General features: G+C 38.0%; 26 protein-coding genes. 22 read left to right on the top strand and 4 right to left on the bottom strand.

What is annotated here, in order from left to right; genetic code table 11:
• Positions 1-20: 20 nt before the first annotated feature.
• Positions 21-542, bottom strand: coding sequence for a L,D-transpeptidase family protein (locus ACYVB1_RS09135; protein WP_460923060.1), 522 nt, complete (start codon positions 540-542; stop codon positions 21-23).
• Between the two features lie 228 nt (positions 543-770).
• Here ACYVB1_RS09135 and ACYVB1_RS09140 point away from each other — a divergent pair, with 228 nt between their 5' ends.
• From ACYVB1_RS09140 to ACYVB1_RS09150, 3 genes are all read left to right on the top strand, one after another.
• A complete protein-coding gene (locus tag ACYVB1_RS09140; protein ID WP_460923062.1) occupies positions 771-1622 on the top strand; it encodes a DNA/RNA non-specific endonuclease in 852 nt (283 codons plus the stop codon).
• 28 nt (positions 1623-1650) lie between these two features.
• Complete coding sequence (locus tag ACYVB1_RS09145) at positions 1651-2061, top strand: nuclease A inhibitor family protein (RefSeq protein ID WP_460923064.1); 411 nt, start codon at positions 1651-1653, stop codon at positions 2059-2061.
• Positions 2062-2162: 101 nt separating this feature from the next.
• On the top strand, positions 2163-2522 hold the full coding sequence (locus ACYVB1_RS09150) for a hypothetical protein (protein WP_460923066.1): 360 nt from the start codon (positions 2163-2165) through the stop codon (positions 2520-2522).
• A gap of 62 nt (positions 2523-2584) precedes the next feature.
• Here the strand turns inward: ACYVB1_RS09150 and ACYVB1_RS09155 are convergent, their stop codons facing one another.
• Positions 2585-3325: a hypothetical protein gene (locus tag ACYVB1_RS09155; protein ID WP_460923068.1), complete on the bottom strand. Its 741-nt coding sequence runs from the start codon at positions 3323-3325 to the stop codon at positions 2585-2587.
• A gap of 102 nt (positions 3326-3427) precedes the next feature.
• Between ACYVB1_RS09155 and ACYVB1_RS09160 the strand changes: the two genes are divergently transcribed.
• The 19 genes from ACYVB1_RS09160 (at position 3428) to ACYVB1_RS09250 (ending at position 16488) form a co-directional block, all read left to right on the top strand.
• Complete coding sequence (locus ACYVB1_RS09160) at positions 3428-3592, top strand: hypothetical protein (protein WP_460923070.1); 165 nt, start codon at positions 3428-3430, stop codon at positions 3590-3592.
• Between the two features lie 13 nt (positions 3593-3605).
• Positions 3606-3971 carry a hypothetical protein gene (locus ACYVB1_RS09165; RefSeq protein WP_460923072.1) on the top strand — a complete coding sequence of 122 codons (366 nt, stop codon included), beginning with the start codon at positions 3606-3608 and terminating at the stop codon, positions 3969-3971.
• Positions 3972-4314: 343 nt separating this feature from the next.
• Positions 4315-4938, top strand: a complete 624-nt coding sequence (locus ACYVB1_RS09170; protein ID WP_460923074.1) for a helix-turn-helix domain-containing protein — start codon at positions 4315-4317, stop codon at positions 4936-4938.
• 812 nt (positions 4939-5750) lie between these two features.
• Positions 5751-6125: a DUF3846 domain-containing protein gene (locus tag ACYVB1_RS09175; RefSeq protein WP_460923076.1), complete on the top strand. Its 375-nt coding sequence runs from the start codon at positions 5751-5753 to the stop codon at positions 6123-6125.
• 186 nt (positions 6126-6311) lie between these two features.
• Positions 6312-6476 carry a hypothetical protein gene (locus ACYVB1_RS09180; RefSeq protein ID WP_460923078.1) on the top strand — a complete coding sequence of 55 codons (165 nt, stop codon included), beginning with the start codon at positions 6312-6314 and terminating at the stop codon, positions 6474-6476.
• A gap of 89 nt (positions 6477-6565) precedes the next feature.
• Complete coding sequence (locus ACYVB1_RS09185; protein WP_460923080.1) at positions 6566-6871, top strand: hypothetical protein; 306 nt, start codon at positions 6566-6568, stop codon at positions 6869-6871.
• 39 nt (positions 6872-6910) lie between these two features.
• Positions 6911-7666 carry a cold-shock protein gene (locus ACYVB1_RS09190; protein WP_460923082.1) on the top strand — a complete coding sequence of 252 codons (756 nt, stop codon included), beginning with the start codon at positions 6911-6913 and terminating at the stop codon, positions 7664-7666.
• Positions 7667-7737: 71 nt separating this feature from the next.
• On the top strand, positions 7738-7974 hold the full coding sequence (locus ACYVB1_RS09195; RefSeq protein WP_460923084.1) for a hypothetical protein: 237 nt from the start codon (positions 7738-7740) through the stop codon (positions 7972-7974).
• Positions 7975-8163: 189 nt separating this feature from the next.
• Complete coding sequence (locus ACYVB1_RS09200; protein WP_460923086.1) at positions 8164-8556, top strand: hypothetical protein; 393 nt, start codon at positions 8164-8166, stop codon at positions 8554-8556.
• A 90-nt stretch (positions 8557-8646) separates the two neighbouring features.
• Entirely contained in the window at positions 8647-8961 is a 315-nt protein-coding gene (locus ACYVB1_RS09205; RefSeq protein ID WP_460923088.1) for a hypothetical protein, read from the top strand.
• Positions 8962-9075: 114 nt separating this feature from the next.
• Positions 9076-9312, top strand: a complete 237-nt coding sequence (locus tag ACYVB1_RS09210) for a hypothetical protein (protein ID WP_460923090.1) — start codon at positions 9076-9078, stop codon at positions 9310-9312.
• Positions 9313-9335: 23 nt separating this feature from the next.
• Complete coding sequence (locus ACYVB1_RS09215) at positions 9336-9719, top strand: hypothetical protein (protein WP_460923092.1); 384 nt, start codon at positions 9336-9338, stop codon at positions 9717-9719.
• Positions 9720-9758: 39 nt separating this feature from the next.
• Complete coding sequence (locus ACYVB1_RS09220) at positions 9759-10322, top strand: recombinase family protein (protein ID WP_460923094.1); 564 nt, start codon at positions 9759-9761, stop codon at positions 10320-10322.
• Between the two features lie 332 nt (positions 10323-10654).
• A complete protein-coding gene (locus ACYVB1_RS09225; RefSeq protein ID WP_460923096.1) occupies positions 10655-11758 on the top strand; it encodes a hypothetical protein in 1104 nt (367 codons plus the stop codon).
• Between the two features lie 487 nt (positions 11759-12245).
• Positions 12246-13106, top strand: coding sequence for a hypothetical protein (locus tag ACYVB1_RS09230; RefSeq protein ID WP_460923098.1), 861 nt, complete (start codon positions 12246-12248; stop codon positions 13104-13106).
• 350 nt (positions 13107-13456) lie between these two features.
• The gene (locus tag ACYVB1_RS09235; RefSeq protein ID WP_460923100.1) at positions 13457-13579 is read left to right on the top strand and encodes a hypothetical protein; all 123 of its coding nucleotides are present in this window, start codon (positions 13457-13459) and stop codon (positions 13577-13579) included.
• Positions 13580-13616: 37 nt separating this feature from the next.
• Positions 13617-14447, top strand: a complete 831-nt coding sequence (locus ACYVB1_RS09240; protein ID WP_460923102.1) for an HNH endonuclease — start codon at positions 13617-13619, stop codon at positions 14445-14447.
• Between the two features lie 171 nt (positions 14448-14618).
• Positions 14619-15749, top strand: a complete 1131-nt coding sequence (locus tag ACYVB1_RS09245) for a DUF4268 domain-containing protein (protein WP_460923104.1) — start codon at positions 14619-14621, stop codon at positions 15747-15749.
• Positions 15750-16110: 361 nt separating this feature from the next.
• Positions 16111-16488, top strand: a complete 378-nt coding sequence (locus ACYVB1_RS09250; RefSeq protein ID WP_460923106.1) for a hypothetical protein — start codon at positions 16111-16113, stop codon at positions 16486-16488.
• A gap of 179 nt (positions 16489-16667) precedes the next feature.
• Here ACYVB1_RS09250 and ACYVB1_RS09255 read toward each other — a convergent pair whose 3' ends face one another.
• Both ACYVB1_RS09255 and ACYVB1_RS09260 read right to left on the bottom strand, forming a co-directional pair.
• On the bottom strand, positions 16668-17150 hold the full coding sequence (locus ACYVB1_RS09255; protein WP_460923108.1) for an SRPBCC family protein: 483 nt from the start codon (positions 17148-17150) through the stop codon (positions 16668-16670).
• 120 nt (positions 17151-17270) lie between these two features.
• The gene (locus ACYVB1_RS09260) at positions 17271-18365 is read right to left on the bottom strand and encodes a tyrosine-type recombinase/integrase (RefSeq protein WP_460923110.1); all 1095 of its coding nucleotides are present in this window, start codon (positions 18363-18365) and stop codon (positions 17271-17273) included.
• Positions 18366-18377: the final 12 nt, after the last annotated feature.

An 18377-nucleotide genomic window follows, 5' to 3' on the forward strand; every position in this document is an offset into this window, starting at 1 on the left:
AGGGTGTTCAATCTTTGCTTCTATGGTCTTATTTCTATAGGAGTACCAATAGCAACAGCATCATAAAGTTCATCCATTTCATCGTCAGTCACAGCAACACATCCCTGAGTCCAGTCGAACCATCGGTGAAACTTTGAGATGAAGCCAGTGCCGTTTCTAAGCCCATGAATTTTGATGTCACCACCAGGTGATTTACCAAAACTCTTTGCATGACTGATATCATCGGCATTAGGGTAGGAAACACCCAAATTCTTATGGTATGCACTATTGGGATTCTTGTCGTTAATGATATATATGCCTTCTGGCGTTTTTTTATCACCCTCGTATTCTTTGTCACCCTCTGGGATTCTTCCCAAAGCGACACTGTAGGTTTTAATTAGCTGACCATCAGAATAAGCAATCAACTGTCTCTCAGATTTCACTACCACCAGTTTGTCTATTGTTGTACCAGCAGGTAGTTTTTGCTCGGGGTAGAAGTAATAAACAGATGTTGCGATGAAGGCAGCTACTGTAATAAAACCGAGTATCTTCTTCCTGTTCATTATATCTGTTGAAGTGCCTGTGACAGTTTAAAGTGGTAGGGGATGTCTCAACATCTTATAAGCACAATATAGTAACAAAAAGATGCAATCTGTTATACCTGTTGAAGATTTTCCTTAAGTGCTAATCTGTGACATCACGTTTGATTTGCCGTACTAAATAAATGACTACTCGCATTGCATTAGGCAACCTGCCACAGAAGTGTTCCTATGCACTATAAAAGCATGATTATGAGAAACCGTTTATACATTATTTTATTTGTTTTTTTAGGCTTACAGGCTTGTTCGGAAACTGAGGTTGCTCCTAAAAGTTCTGTTGATACATCCGTAAGTGAGCATGTTGCATTAGGGAATCCAAGTAATGCAACTGCCGAAGTCTCAGATTTCAACAACTACCTGATGGTTAAACCTCAGTATGTGCTGTCATACAGCAGGGATAGGGGAACACCTAATTGGGTAAGCTGGCACCTTAGCGAAGATTGGTTAGGTGCTGCTCCACGACAGGATGATTTCAGAGCGGATATGACTTTGCCAGCAGACTGGTACAGGGTAGGAGCATCTGCTTATACAGGAAGTGGTTTCGACAGAGGACACAACACGCCCAGTGCCGACCGAACCAGAACAGAAGAAGATAACTCTGCCACCTTCCTTACGACTAACATTATACCGCAGGCTCCCAATAACAACAGAAACACGTGGGCTAATCTTGAGGACTACACAAGAGACCTTGTTGACGAAGGTATGGAAGCCTATGTGATAATGGGCAACTATGGCATTGGTGGTATAGGTAGTGAAGGTGCAGCCAACACCATAGACAATGGAAGAGTTACTGTTCCGAAGAATATCTGGAAGGTGATAGTGGTATTGCCTGAAGGGGATAATGATTTAAGCCGCATTGATGCCAGTACAAGAGTTATAGCCGTGAATACAACAAACGTTAATACTGTTGATTCCGATTGGGGTATCTATAGAACCTCAGTAGATGCTATAGAACAAGCAACAGGATATGATTTGCTTTCGGCTCTGCCAGACCAGATAGAAAACTCATTGGAAGCAAGAGTAGATACTGGACCAACCAGATAAATCTATTACAAATCACCACACGATATCTATGGCAATGACAAACGATGCTATACTACAAAGATTGCAGGAACTTACAGATGGCTTATACTATATGAGTGAAAGTGACTATCTTCTTGAAGTTGTTCATTTCAAAAAAAAAGAGCCTTCTGAATTGTCTGATGCTGAGGTAAAACAGTTTGCTGAACAGCCATCAGATGCAAAAGTAGAGACAGTTGACTTAGCTTACTTCCTTCGTAATATGACGAGAACAGAACCTGAGGCAGATGATGAAGCCAAACAGGTAGCTGAGCGATACCAGGTACTTCAGGATTTCATGGAGCAGCACCTGTCAAATGTTAAAGTTTACAGAGTAGGCAGGAGAGAGGTGGCAGCACTGGTGTTAGGTCATATGCCAGAAGGTGGCATAGCAGGACTGAAAACAACACTCATAGAGACTTAAACCTGACTTTTGGTGATTTTACACGGCAATCACCAAGCTGCTTTTGTTTCACCTAACTGTACCAGCTTCTCCTTTATATATAAGTAAAATTGATAAAGGATATGCTTATACTAAAATACAGTTACCTGGACAGGGAAAAGCAACTGGTCAAGCTGCTTTCTAATGGCAGCTACGGAATATTTAACCTTTTAACAGATAGTGTTCTTGCTGAGCCAGTATTTGACCTGCTGCAATACCACAGCCACACGGATTCTATTTGGGCAAAGCAAAATGGCTTCTGTTTTTTGATTGACCACACTGGCAAGAGGTTAAGTGATGCGGCAGTATCAGAGGATGAATGGATGTTTATAGATAAGAATGACTACTGTCCTGGCTGCCATGGCAACGGCTGTAGGAACTGCCACGGCTTCGGTATAGTGCCTTTGGGTGGTGATTATGCCAGTTACTATGATGAACTATAGTGGCTTAAGCAAGGCATGGTAACAGGTATAGCTGGAAATTCTATACCTGCTTATCTAATATCTTATAATGCTTTCCCGTTACTGTTTTTGAAGTCGTTAAACTTCAGGACTTTATTGGTGTTATCCACTTGTAAGTAAGTTGCAACGCTTACTATGTCGATGGATACTGTGCATGGAACCAGTCGCACCGCTGGTGAGTCTTCACAATGAATTACCACACAAACCATTAAATGTTCTTCCAGTTCATAAATCTGTTCCTCATAGGTGTTTATGATACCTTTTACGCGGTTTTCCACTTCCTCCTGCTCCCACATGTAATCAAAGGTCATACTTTGATTGTCTTCACACACAGTCAATTTAATCGTGTAGCAGACTTCTTCGGTATCATAAGTAAAAACTTTTTGAAATGCATCATTGAAAATTGTTTTGAAATTATAGCTGTTTTCAATTTTGCCGAGTACGCATAAATCGCACCCAAACATTTCGTCAGTACCATTGCAGTTGCACCTCGAATCGCCTACCCTTAAAACTTCCCAAATTACCCTGCTCAAATCATCCATTTCGGACTCGTTCAAATCAGTGTCAATCCACATCCACACCCACTCAATCCCACCTACAAATCTCAGCGCAGCGGCTCTCTGATTCTCAAAAGGGTGGATAAGGGTGTAGTGATATTCCGACCTCCTGTAGCCATCAGGTGATGTCCAGTAAAGTCCATAGCTGTCTTCCTCTTTATTATATGTCTTATAAATTTCTATCTCGCCTGCTTTGTATAGCAGTTCGTTTTTCAGTACATGTTCCATGATTTTTATTCCTTTTGAAGTATATATCATGGTAGAAAAGTGTAAAAGTGTAGAAATCCGATTCTAAATTCTGATATATAAGATAAATCAACATACCCATAAATGAGAAGCTTAAAGATATCAGAAGATACTGATTACCAGATAGAACTAATTAAGATGCTGCTGGCTAAGGACTACAAAATCAGAGTGACAAAAGGAAAAGTGGTGCGTTATGCGCTCAAAGCACTGAAAGAAAAAATGGATAGCAAAGAAGATGGAAACGAGTAGCTATCTAAATCCTATGATTTATGACTTGGACAGCGACATGTATGAATTAGATGTTCCGAAAAACCTGAGGGTTGTAACTAAAGATGGAGTCTATGATGTAGTTGTCGAAAGCGTAATCAAGGACAACCTGTTTGATTGTGTCACCAGCTTTGAAGATTACGATTACGTCATGGAGCAGTACGTGAAAAAGCAGATGCACATCTTCTCTCCATCCATAAGGGTGCTGGTTTTATTTTATGATGAAGAACTTGCTCTGCATGCTACAATGCCTGTTCGAGTGAGTATTAATGGAATCAGTGAAGGAGTTTCGGTTGCTGATGTGTCTTATAGGGTCAACAGATTAGTAATGTCGTTTCAGGAATGGCAGCTTAAATCATAAAGCTGTGGGTTTGATAACTTCCTGCGCTATTTGGCACATCATAATAGCATATTTGCCTATATAATGTTCTAATTATCTGATTAGTAATAAATATTGCTGATTTTTACATGACTGGGTGGTACACTTATCTTGTTTTGGCAAGTATACACCTTTTCTTGTGCAGTGATTATTTTATATCTTATAAATTCCTGTGCTACTATAATCTTCGTAGTTTTCTCACTCTATTTTGTCTGTGGTTGATTTGCTATATTATTACAATAAGTAAGCAAAAAAACATTTCACCTTTTACTATTCTTAGCCGATATTGGAAACCTGATTACCTTAGTATAGAATAACACATTGTATGAAAGAAACAGAAGAAGAGATAAATTTTGCTAACCTACACGAACTAACCACTATGTTAGATAAAATTAGGAAAACGGGGTTGAACAGAAATTTACTGTCTGAGTATGTAGATTTATACCTAACACTGAGAGTGAAAAAGTTTAATGAAGGTGATTTACAGCGGCAGTTAGAAAAAAGTGTGGATGAATTAGATAAATATCGGTTGGCATTACACACATTCTACAACTGCCTCAGCAATGTTATTTTGGAGCGTAAGCATGAAATTTATTCAGGACAGAAAGCTAAAAACTTCAACCAGCCAAAGTACAAGCTAAATGATTGCGCTAAAATACTTGGAGTGTCAAGACAGACGCTGTACAATTGGGCAGATGGCAAAGGGGGATATATCACAGCGTATGATGCTGGTAAAAATAAATTTGTTTTGGAATCTGATTTGAAGGCTAAGTATAGAGAATTCCATAAAAAAGAACTAAATACAGACGATAATTTCAGGTCTACTTATGAGTACAAAATTAAGCCTGAAGTTATCAAGCCCGAAGTCGTTAAACCTGAGCATGTAGAAGACTTTGATTGGGATTCGTTAGAAAAGTTAGAGTTTGGAGTAGAAAAAGGGGCAGAATAATCTGCCCTTTTTTTGTAGTACTGTTTTTCGTTACACTCTACGATGTCACCTATATCATCATATAAATCAGGTATATCCACATGAGTGGAGAAAATGATTTAAATGAAGCAGAAATTATTCTGTTATTACTTCTGGTTTGAACCCAATAACGCTCAGGTTTTAACTAAGTCCACTGAAGTGTGAGTTTTGAATATAGATTAATGAAGCACTTCTATAACTGGATAGAATATGTTCATAAGATGAAGATGGTAAATCAACAATTATAGGATTAGCGGTTCCCAATGTTGGTGCTTAGTAGTAAAGGCACCCATGTTCGAACAGCTTTACCACTGGAAGGGATAGCGCATCATAAGATTTTTCGAGTATGGCATATTGAACACATCATGCTATCAGAAGTAGATTATGTATTTGTCGTGTCTGGTTCGCCCTTTCAACTTAAGAAACCATTTATACCAGAGGATGTAGTGACTTTTTAACCCACCTCAACCCCAAACAATATATTTGTAGAAGCACCTCAGAAGGATATTTGTTTACCCTGACCTTTAAAAATAATCCTGAATAGCCTATAAGGGACTTTTATACACTTTCATAAATTGTACTTTAAAAACTTTATTTAAACAAGTGTATCGCACTTGCTTTACAATATATCGTTATGCTTTACAAAATAAATAAGCCGATTTATTCTAATTAAAGCTTTTAAGCGTCTTTTTACATTTAGTTTACAATATTATTCACAAGCCTATAACATCAATCTTTAATGAACATGTTTTGTACATATCAAAGATATGATTTTTTGTTACTACCTTTGTGATATGATAAATGCAAAACATATAAAAATCACACCAGATGGAACGGTTGAAGCAATCAGACCAGGTAAAAAACTATTTTCTGTGAAAGAATTAAGAAAAATTGTGGGTGGTAATCTTGAAGTCTATTTTACCACTGACAAGCAAAGGGCAATCATCATGAACGATAATGGTAATCCACACAACATGCCTTACAATAAGGTTGCTTCGGACTTCTTCAACGCAAATACACCATACATGAATACGGTGCAAATTAAAGGAACAGTGGCAATAATAGACATCAATGCTTATGACCCTTTGTTGCTTGCGAAAGAGAAACAAATGCTCATAAAGAAGATGTTCGGCAACGCAGCAAATATTTCACACATAATCATTCGATAGCAATTGTAGATACATGCAGTAGGTGAATGTCACTTAGTAAAGCCTCACCCAAAATATCTTGCAAGCGGGGGAGGTAATAGAAGTGCGCAGCTTTGAAAAGGCAGGTTATACCAGAAAGACAAAAAAGCTGTCTATGGCTGCTTAGCTAAAACAGTAAACGATTTTCAACACTAAAATAAATCAAATATGACTGAAGAATTACAGAGAAAGCTACAGAAGCTGCTTTGCACACTTGCAGATGCTTCCGCTGAGATTGAACAACTGGCTTTTGAGCATAAGCTTCCAGAGCTGGAAAAGCTGATGGAAAAGTGCGAGAGGGAAATTGAGCGTCCTATGCAAAAACTAATCTAATTTTCTTAAGGACAACCATGCAATATTCAGGAAACTCCGAGTGAGATTCCTAACAGGACTACATATTATAAACACTTAAATGTATAAACATGATTAGAATTATTAACGGAAAGCGGTACAATACCGAAACGGCAACAGAGGTTGCCAGCTACAGCAATAACCTGAGCGGTTACCAGTATATGAAGGAAGAACTTTTCCTAACTAAAAAAGGAGCATGGTTCCTGTATGGCGAAGGAGGGGCTATGTCTAAATACGCAGAAAGTGCTGGGAACCAAAGCTGGGGCAGTTCAAAAATCATCCCCCTGACACCTGAAGAGGCATTCGAGTGGTGCGAGAGCCACGATAAAGTTAAAGCCATCGAGCAGTACTTCCACGACAGGGTAGAAGAAGCCTAAGCTGTAACTTAAATTATTATCCACTACATATTTAACCTAATGAATGTAAGCACATTTACAAGACACCCGCAAACAAGTAGCTTTTACAAGAGCAAACAACCAAAACAGCCCTTTAACCCAGACCATATCGGCAGGGTGAAGTTCTTCGACACCATCAAAGGTTACGGATACACCTCAACTGATTTCGGTGGAGATGTTTACTTTAAGGCAAGAAATGTCTGCTCTATGCCAGTCCAGGTAAACGATGAAGTTTGCTTTCACCTTAATGCATCCAAAAGGTACCCAAGTAGACTTGAGGCAGTAGCCTTGCGCAAAGTCTATCGCTCAAAGGACGGACATCCAATCTTTAACAGGGTCAACAGCCACCTGCACACAGGTATAGAGTCAATACTCGAAGATGTAACTCGACAGGTAAATTGCCAAGGCAGAGGGTATGTACAGGAGGAAGTCAACTTTAATTATAACTTAGGAGAAAACATCCTTGTCCGCCTTAATGCCGAAGATAGTGTGGTTTACGCTATCAGAAAAGGTCGGTCTGGCTATACCAAGTTCGTTTTGAACCGAGAGCCTGAGGAATGTAATACAGCTACCATCGTATTGAAAAAGGTTGAAGTAGGCTACTTGATAATTACTGCCTACATCGGCAAAATTTCTGCCCCAGAACCTTGGGATAAGAATGCCACGTCAGCATCGCTGCCATTCTGGGAAAATCACGCACTTATCTATGGGCATGAGGACGTGTATGAGGACACACTTACTGATGTTTGTCCTTGGAGATTAAGAACAGCAGCATAGTACCGTGTGATTCTATCTCACCAAAGAATACTTTCAGTTAAATTATTTTTAAACATTTAAACCAATAAATCATGAAAAAACAAAAAGTTTACAAAATCAGAAAATCAGGCACAGACGAGTATTTGGGATACTCGAAAGAAGAGTTCTCCGAGGACTTCAGCAAACAGAAGGTGTACGTTTCGGAAAAAAGCGTGAAGAAGGTCTGTGACGAGTTAACAGCTAAGGGCTATGACGTGGAGGTTGACGGCTTTGAACTTAACCTAAAGAACAGGAAAACTGTAATTGCTGACCTGGTAGAGAACCTGTAGTGAGAAGACTCAGAGGGTAAGGAGGATATATTTTTTGCCTGAATCTGTTACGTAACTTATCTAAGTCAAGTTAATAATCAGTGTATGCGGAATGTATCCTCCTTTAACAACCAATCTTTGAAAAGAATCTTCAATATTAACACTAAACCAATTACTTAAAAATTAACATCAATCAACTAAACATCAATTATGGGATACACATTTAGAACATTAAAAACGTTGCCTTACATCAAAAAGAAGGTACGGGCATTAATCGAAGATTATGAAAAGCCACTGTGGGATGGTGCTGAGCCACGACTTCTTACTATTGTTTATTATGGCAGTGTGTACGGTGAAGATGGCGGTACTATATCATTAAACCATTGCCAAATCACAATACCAGGTAAAGTGTTTGAGGATGAAGTCCTTCCTGCAATGGAATGGATTCATGAAGGCACAGATATGAAGTTTGGAATGGGTGATGGTCCAGGTTACTATTCTTTAAAGGAGGGCTTGCAAATCAACACCAGGCTTAAAGAATGGGCGGAGCTTTTTGACCGAAAAAGGAAAATCCAGAACATCCTGAATTCTCCCGATAGCTAATGCCTCAGGATAGTGTTAATGCACCCTGCACAGGTGGCAGCAAAATATTGCTACTTTAAATCATTTGTAATCCTTTAAATTAACATGAATATGATAAACAGAAAATTGAAAAAGAAAGAGTTCAGCGATTTACAAACCCTGAAGAGCATGCTGCGGGGCTGTGTCATGAGAAGAATGGAAACTCCTTTGACTCCCAGGGCAAAAGGCAAGCTGGTGTTTGAAAGCAGGTTTACTCAGGAGTACTTCTGGCTTGAGTTTGCCGATGATATCATCCAGGTGTTCAAGCCAGCGGTGCAACCTCATCCGTTCAACACCGCCAACAAGTTCTTGGTGGACCCTGCGGCTTTCGATGCTATCCTGACACGACTGCTGAGGGAGCTGAAGATAAAGAACCCGTTGAAGTAGAAGCGCCCTTAGAAGTTTCCGAACCTGATAATATATTTTTTGGCTTTTCTTGTTACGTTAAGTAACATTAACTAAATTAGTATCAAAATAATGTGATATCAAAAGCGATGAGTCATGAAATACACAATTGATACGGAGAAGGAGCTGCCTCCTGCACAGTACGCCAGGCGCATTGGCGTAGATGTGCATGTGGTCAGCAACTGGATGAAGCGGGACCAGATAAAATTTAGAAAAATTGAGGAACTGGGGCTGACGCTCGTGGAAATAGGAAGTGAAAGCGAGAAAATCAGGGAAAGGAGAAAACGCATTATAGACGCCTTTTTAAAAGAAGAGCGAAGGAGTAAAGGTTAATTTTTAAATTTCAAAACAAAGAAATGATTATAGGAAATATCAGGAGCATCAAAAGTCTCTCGAATAGCAACAGGAACATCTTTGTAATAGCTGGTGGAAAAACCTGCACCGACATTGATAAAATTGATGAGCTATTCGAATCGCTGAGCGAGCAGACAGTAATAGCAGGCGATTGCTTAGAACTTAACTATATCGTCAGTGGTAGCGTGTACCACTTCAAAGTGTTTGAGGAAAATGGGGGAGTCTATAAGTTGGATACAAACCAGAGTCTTTGTGTTGACTTTTCCAAAAACCCAGCGGGTGACATCGAGTACTGTAGCAACATTACCGAGAAACAGTCCGCTGAGGATAGGAGGCAGTTGAGGAAATCAAAAATAGATGCAGTTCTAAATGATGATGGTATTTAGTAAATGCCAATGGTTATATGTTTTAACTAAAAGTCCACTATGAAAGTAGCCCTTTATTGCAGAGTTTCCACCTTTACCCAGTCGAATGACACCCAAAAAGCCATATTGATTGACTATGCCCAAAGAAATAGCTTAGACTATGACCTCTATGAAGAGGAAGAGAGTTCTCGTAAGACACGACCGATAAAACAGCAGCTACTGGCGAAGCTTAGGTCAGGCGAGTACTCGGCAGTCTACGTGTATAAGCTGGACAGGTGGGCAAGAAGTTCGACAGAGCTTATCCTGGAAGTGACCGAGCTATATAATAAAGGAGTTGGCTTTGTCTCCCTAAGTGACCAACTGGATTTCTCATCAGCTACTGGTAAGCTACTCTTCCAACTGCTAAGCTGTTTTGCTGAGTTCGAACGCTCTCTTATCTCTGACCGAACTCGTGCCGCACTTCAACGAAAGAAGGAGTCAGGTGTGAAGCTTGGGAGAAAGGTGGGTTCTAAGGACACGAAGAAAAGAGACACCAGGAACTACAGACTTCGGGAGATGCGTAAGCGAAAAGCCGCTGATGAGGCGAAGGGAATCTTCAAGCCTATCGAGGAATACATAATGTAAGAGTCATGAGACCACGAGTAACATGAAAAGTCTGCTTCACCTGGGGCAGACTTTTTGCTTTTAAAGCCCTACCAAATAATACTCCCCCCAAACAATTCGGCATTGCCCAAACCACGTTTTTTCGCTCCTGCTGCTACCCAACCTCCCCTGTAAAAATCAGCCAAATATTCGAACGTTTATTTGCTGCTATAAGATTTGTTTGATGCCGCCAATAGAGTACTTTACACCAAATTTCCATCTACTAATTCCTAAATACATTATTCTGATTAATCTGATAGCAATATTCATTTTTAGTAATTCTTAGAAACTATAAACAACAAACCGCAGGTGCAATGAATGAAGTTAATCTCTCGAAGAGTATAAGAGAGACGGTAGAAGTAACTTTTGTTAATGGTCAATTATATTTCCCCTTCTCTGATACATATGAAAATTTCAAAAAGGGTGAAAGGAATAACCCAGAATATGGTTATATATATGTAAAGAGTTATAACTATCAAGATGAATTAGATACGATTGCTCATGACAGCATTCATCCAGAAAGAGATTGTAAAGTTTATTCAGTCGCTCTATACGGGAAGCTATCTGACCTACAGTTACTGCTCCATACCAATAGTTCCAACGTTAGAATTCCTGGAAAAATCGTTGGTGGAAAATATGTAGGCAAAATACCTCACAGGTTCATTAATAGAATTAAGAACAAAGAAATGGAGTACTACTGTGTACGTGATATCAAAGGACACAAACTTTGGTTAGAGGGAGAACCCATTTATAGATTAGCTGAATATGTATTAACTGAAACGCTGTACACCGACAATGTTGTCAAAGTCATAAAAAACTCACAAGGTGAGTTCATCAACTTGTATCGAAACTCAAATTTTGGTTACATCGATGTTAGTGATGAGGTATTCCAAGTAGATAACGGGCATTTAGAGGTGAAAACCAGATTTGCACAAATAAAGGGGGCTGTTAAGTTACTTGAGCAACTACTAAAAAGTACCACCGTGAATGACCAGCTACCTGGTCGTATCATAGTGAAAGAGTTTGTAGAAAGCGAAGTTCCTATGAAGTATGATGAAAGATACAAGGGTGGTGAATATAAAAGTTATGAGGACAAAATATCCCCGTATATTAAAAGGGAAGGTGAAGGCATTGGTTTATTAAGTAAATATTCTGAAAAAATTTTATCATTTCCAGAATATATTATGGCTGACTCCACAGAGAAAGATACTCTTGTTCGGCATCAATTTCTCCCTGAGCTTGAGGATTGGCGTAACGAAAAATACTTTACTTACAAGCAATATCCTGATTATGAAGAAAGGTGGGAGTATGAAAACAGTGATGAGTATCGGAACCAAATTTCTCACACTGAATGGTTGAAAGAAATAGAAGGAGATGCATTTGACAATGACCCCATGAACTATTGGAATATATATTAACCAATTATTTGCAATAGTCAGGATGTAGGCTGATACTCCCTGGGATTGAACAATAGTTTACCTGATATTGCCTACTTCATTCTTCTTTCGTAAACCCCTCGCACTAATGAATGGAGGGGTTGCTAAAGAAAATGAACATGCAAGCCTTCCGCTACCAAGTTTAGCAGAAGTGTCAGTTCAAGTAGTGGCAATTTCAATTTACAAATCTTCCAACCCACCCTCAACATACATTTTAATCACCAGCTAAGTTGTTAGCACCGTTCTTCTTGAGATAGAAGTAACAATACTCGTCCAGTCTCCCCTAAACTTTACATAATTTACTTTACTAACTTTCTTTACTGGCATACTCGCTGGATATGTGAGTAAGTAATTCATGTAAATAGCTGTAAAGAATACCTTCGTTTTATTTAATTAAAATTTCTATATATAATATTTCGCAAACTAATCAACATAGCTTATCTTCAGCATGAGCTAATGTATTCCATGAATGGATAAACAGAATCCTTTCTCCCTATATGATTTTTTAGGTTATCTAATACCTGGTGGTTTGTTAATCTATGCCTATTTAACCATCAGATACATTGATTCGACTAAGGAATTTAATGTTGACTTGTTCATTGAAACCTTTTCCAGAGTCAAACTTGAAGGAGTGTTTGTTTTTATCATAGCCGCATATTCTCTCGGGCATTTGTTAAGCTTTGTTTCTTCTATAACTGTAGAGATGTATGCTAACTGGCAGTACGACTACCCATCAAAATATTTACTTGGTCATAAGAACAAAAACTACTGGCAGGACTTTGATAGAAAAAATTGGAAACAAAATTTTTGGAGGGTAGCATTAATTATTATACTGTTACCTTGTGTGGTGTTGGATTATCTCTTAGGTCAGTTCTTCGAGTTTAGAAATTTCTATCAGAAGCCTCTCGATAGTTCCCTAAGAAATGCAGTAAACATAAAAGTGGTAGCTTTAATTAAGAAGCTAAGCTTAGTTGGTGAGGAAGGTTTAAATAAATCAGATTATGAGAAGCATGACTTCCATCGGATAGTTACTCATTACACCTTTGAGAATTCTAAGCAGCACCAGTTTCGGATGGTCAATTATGTAGCACTATACGGTTTCCTAAGAAACTTTTCTTTTATTTTTATCATACTATCTTGGTATTGGTTGTATCAGTTAATCTATGTACAAGGTTTGAATTTCCGACACGAATTTAGTGTAAGTAAATTATTGATATTGATTACTTTGATGGCAATATCCTACATTGCTTTCATGGCTTTTATGAAGTTCTACAGAAGATATACTCTTGAAGGATTTATGTTACTTGTGGTTGATGAAAACTTAAAGTAGGCTTTTGGATTTGAATGAATTTCATAGCAATCTGCTAATAATTCAACTTCGCCCAAACCACGTTTTTCTGCTCCTGCTCCAACCTTACCTCTTTTGCAAATATGGGGGAAACAAAATGCTGTTGAATATGACAAGCTTGACCAGGAGGTTAAGACAATTAATAGACTAAATATTAAGAGATTGTATGATGATGAAAATACAATTAGTATCCTTCAGTCTTAATCTTACACTAAGTGAAAAGCGAAGTTCAATATTAGAAGTTTTCAACAACTCTGAGGCTGATGTGGTACTGTTTGCAGGGTACAGCTTACTTATCTAAAAATGGCAAAGCCTATTTCTCAACACAAAACATGGATAGAGAAAAAGGTTTGGAGACACGTAAGCTGCAACATGCTTATGATAATGGGCAGGAAGTTGCAGTTGAATTAGTGATGTCTACACCAGAATACGTTGTCAGGGAATATCAGATATAAGTTTGATTTTATTGCTAACCCATAGCTGTATTGTAATATGGAAACTTATCTTTTTACATGGAATCCTGATAAATGGGATTGGTCAGACCTTGAACAAGGTATTAAGCAACTTGAAACAATAGGATATTTTGAAAGACAATGGAGTTGTGGAAATTCAAAGAGTATTCAGAAAGGCGATAGAATTTTTCTTATTCGACTTGGGGTTGAACCAAAGGGTATAATAGGGAGTGGCTACGCAAAGTCTTCATACTATAAGGGGCAACATTGGGATGGAACTGAAGGGAAGTTCACTAATTACATTGATATAGAATTTGATGTTTTGATTAACCCAAAGTACAATGATATTCTACCTGTAGATGCACTGGAATTCATTGACCCAAATGGAGTGCAGCTTTGGTTTCCACAACAAAGCGGTATCTCTATCAAATCTGCAATAAGGGACGAACTGGAAACTGTCTGGTTTAATTTTTTTACGGAAAACCTGTATGTTAAAACCAGCTTCATCTCTAATGATTTCCAAGGTCAAACAGTAGAGTCTTATTTTGAAGGTAAAGCAAAAGAAGTTACCCAGACACGATATGAGAGGAATCCCAAGGCAAGAAAGGTTTGCTTATACCATCATGGCTACTCGTGTGTAGTGTGCGGCTTTAATTTTGAAAATGAGTTTGGAGAAATCGGCAAAAACTTCATACACGTCCATCATCTAAACCCAGTTTCTGAAATCGGTCAAGAGTATCTGTTGAATCCAATAGAAGATTTAAGACCTGTTTGCCCCAATTGCCATTCCATGCTGCACATGAAGCGTCCTCCTTTTTCAATTGAAGAAATAATGCTTAAAAGAAAAGCCTCAAACACAAGTGTGACTTAACATGGTTGAGACATTTTTACTCATATACTTCTATTTCTTATAACAATTCGTAAGGAGATATACATTCAGTAGCCAGTAAGTGTACTTTAAAGCCTGCAAACACTTCGAACACAAGGTCAAATTCATCTAAATAACATCTACCAAAGAATACATAAGTTAAGAAACGTTTTCATGTTTATAATTGATAGAAATAAGAACAGAGTATCCAAAATACAGGAGATGAACTTTGTTGAGTTGGGGCTGAAAGAAAGAGAAAATTTGCAGGAGTGGGTTGCAAATGACCCAGCTTTCTTCGGTGAAGAATTACTTATAATACAAAAGGAATTTGATGGCTTTAATGACACACGTGAAAGACTGGATTTGTTAGCTATAGATAAGGTTGGTGATATTGTTGTCATTGAAAACAAACTTGATGATAGTGGGAGAGACGTGACATGGCAGGTTCTTAAGTATGCCTCTTACTGTGCAACTCTTTCAAAAGCTCAGATAAGGAGCATATATCAGCAGTATCTCGATAAATGTGGTGTATCAGAGGACGCTGAGTCTAATTTATCGGAGTTTCTTGAAGCAAGTGACTTTGAAGAAATAGAACTGAATAAGTCACAAAGGATTATAATGGTGTCAGGTAATTTTAGAAAAGAAGTAACCTCAACAGTTCTGTGGTTACTAAGTAATAAATTAAGGATTCAGTGCTTCAAAGTTACTCCATATAGCCTGCATGAGCAGTTGTTGCTTAATGTTGAACAAGTGATACCTGTAAAAGAAGCAGAAGATTACATTATTAGAATGGCAGAGAAAAAGCAAGAGGATTCTGATGCGCAGGAGGAACTAAAATCTCGGCACAAGATACGGCTTGAGTTCTGGAAGGAGCTTCTGGAAAGGGCTAATCAATCTGAGACAAGGCTATTTCAAAACGTAAATCCATCCAAAGATAGCTGGATTTCAGCAGGAGTTGGAATGAGCGGAGTGGGGTTGAACTTTGTGATATCGAGGAACTACGCACGTTCTGAATTGTACATATCACGTAGCGCAGCCGATGTGAATAAATTTATTTTCGACCAATTATTTGAGCAAAAGCAGCAAATAGAGTGTGAGTTTGGGGGTGACCTTGTTTGGGAAAGACTTGATGATAAAAAAGCTTGTAGGATTAAGCATGAGCTGACTGAAGTTAGCTTATACGAGAGAGAAGACTGGGATAAAATGATGAAGTTTATGATTGATGGTATGATAAGAATGGAAAAAGTTCTTGTTAAGCGTTTACAGGCTATCAACTATAAGCTTAAAAAAGAAGGAATAGATTAGTAAGATAGAATGTCTTAAGGGTTAGAATATCTTCAATATTGCTGATGTTGTTTCAGTAGCAGGTTAGCTTCGACCTCCTTTTCAAGTTTCACTATATTCTGCCACAGACATAGTTTTGCCTATTGCGTAATGCCCCTTAAAAGCCATTGAACGAATCTTGTAGCTTGTCAAATATAGTATTGCTAATACTCTTGATTATTTAAAGGGAAAGGTACATTGGAAATTTTAAAATCGTTTTGGGAGTTACTTGTTTGTACAGCACTTGTTGAAAAACAAACGGATATAATAAATAATTTATTCTTATAATTGTATTATAAAATATCTCTGTGGAATTCTACGAAAACAACTTAATAACAATAAAATGAAAAAACTTTTACTCACTCTATCACTAACATGTTTTTTGGGGCTTTCAGCTTCTTTCGCACAAACAGTAAATGATGTTCCTATCAAAGATGTCGATGTTGAATACATACAAATCGTAGGAACATCTAAGATTCTTAGTAATAAGGTAACTATAGAGATTGATTTCGGACAGGAGAACAAGTTTTGGAGTGCTAAAGACACACAAGTTAAAGATGAGAATGGTAAGCTCGTTGTATTCAATTCAATGATTGATGCTTTAAATTTTATGAGCAAAAACGGGTATGAGTTCGTTGATGCCTATGCTATTACAGTAGGCAATCAAAATGTCTACCATTATATGATGAAGAAGAATAGAGGACTTGTGTCACGTCAATAGTTTTATAAAAAGGAAGGGCAGTAGCTTCTGTAAATTATTTTGAAATAAATTATTTTTGAAAAAAAGAAGGAATTAGTAGCTGATTCCTTCTTTTTTTAGGTAGGCATCAAAGAACTTCTAACCAAGGTGATTGATGCTTTCTGTGCTACTGATAATAATTTTGATAGAAAATGGCAGCTTTACTTCTCAATTCTTACCACATTCTTCCACTGACCTGACTCAGCATACTGTTTTATCACCCTGTCTCTCTCAGACAGTAACCGAGTCATATAGCTCTTCAGAAACAACCAATCTGCCATTTTTCCCATGAAGCCGAGAGGGGAGGTGTAGTCGAACACGTCCAGCATCAGTGTGCCTTCTTCTATTTTGCTAAAATGGTGTTCATGCCTGAACCGCTTGAAGGCTCCACTTACCATTTCATCAACAAAGAAGTAGGGTCTGTCATACTCCGTAATTTTGCTCGTCAGGTGCTGCCACACGCCAAAATGCTTTGCTTTCCATGTAACTGTTTCACCCAACTCTATCAGACCAGAAGTAACGCCAGCAACGGCACGTTCACCTGTGTGCTTTGTGGATATGGTATGGAGGTCAATGCTCCTGGATAAGTCGAAGCAAACCTCTAATGGAGCATTGACCGTGGTTTCGATGGTGATGATGGGCATGATGTTCTAAAGGTACTATTGGCTTTGTGAGCAAAAGGAATATGTAATTTTGGTGTTACTTTGGAAGCAGCAGTGACAGGTCATAGAGGGGCTATTACAACATAGCCCCTTTAGTTTCACTTACTCATCCAATTTTTCTACGGCACTTCTTAATCTGCCAGAAGTTGATTTTGCATAGATTTCTGTAGTCTTGATACTTCTGTGTCCAAGAAGGCTTCTAATATCTATAATGTGAGCATTCGTATTCAAAAGATTACATGCAAAGCTATGACGTGAATTGTGAAAAGTAATATGCTTGTTTATACCTGCTTCTTTCATCCAATTATTTATTATAACATTTGATTGGCTATAGCGCAGACCTTTAAAGAGTTTGTCGTTAGGTTTACCGTTTAACTCATCTTTGATAAAATCTATGGTTTTACGAGTTATTGGTATAGCAACAGACTCTTCAGTTTTGCCCATTTGAATTGAGCATTCAAATGATTTACCATCAATGGAATAAATATCCTTTACCTTTAATCTTAGTACGTCACTAAAACGAAGACCTGTAAAGCAACTGAATATGAAAGCCTTCTTCAGTACTGTATGATTTTCAAATGAGGTCGCTTTAAGTTTCTCTACTTCCAGTTTTGACAAGAAGCTTCTTTTGGGTTGCTTATATTTTCCACGTCCTTTTATGTGATGTGTAGGATTAGAGGTCATAACTTTATCTTCGATTGCGGAATTGATTACAGCAGAAAACTTCTCAAAGTATGCAAGAGCCGAATTATTAGCAAGTCGCTCATTCTTGCGAGATATGGCTTTAGTAAAAAGATAGTCATGATAGCTTTTAGCTAACTCAACTGATAACTCACAAAATCTGACAGTTTTAGAACCAATAAATTTTTTGAAATGGTTGAAGGAAGAGATGTACTGCTGTTGGTTTTCATCCCTTTTTTGTTCAGCATATAATCTAAAATACGTTACAAAATCAGAAGTTGCAGTTAAGTTAGTCCTCGAACTGAAGCAATATGGATTATTGCCATTTTTGAAATCATCAACAAACTTCATAGCTTTTTGCTTCGCTGCATCATTCATCACTTTAACTTGAGGGTTACCTTCATCTGGATAGAGTTTCCCCAACTTAACATATTCTCTTTGTCTATATCCGTAGTAGATATCTGCATAAATGCTCGTAAACTTTTTATTCTTGCGTAATCTTAATTTTATGTTCATGATAGACGATTA

The organism is Pontibacter brevis, assembly GCF_054779655.1.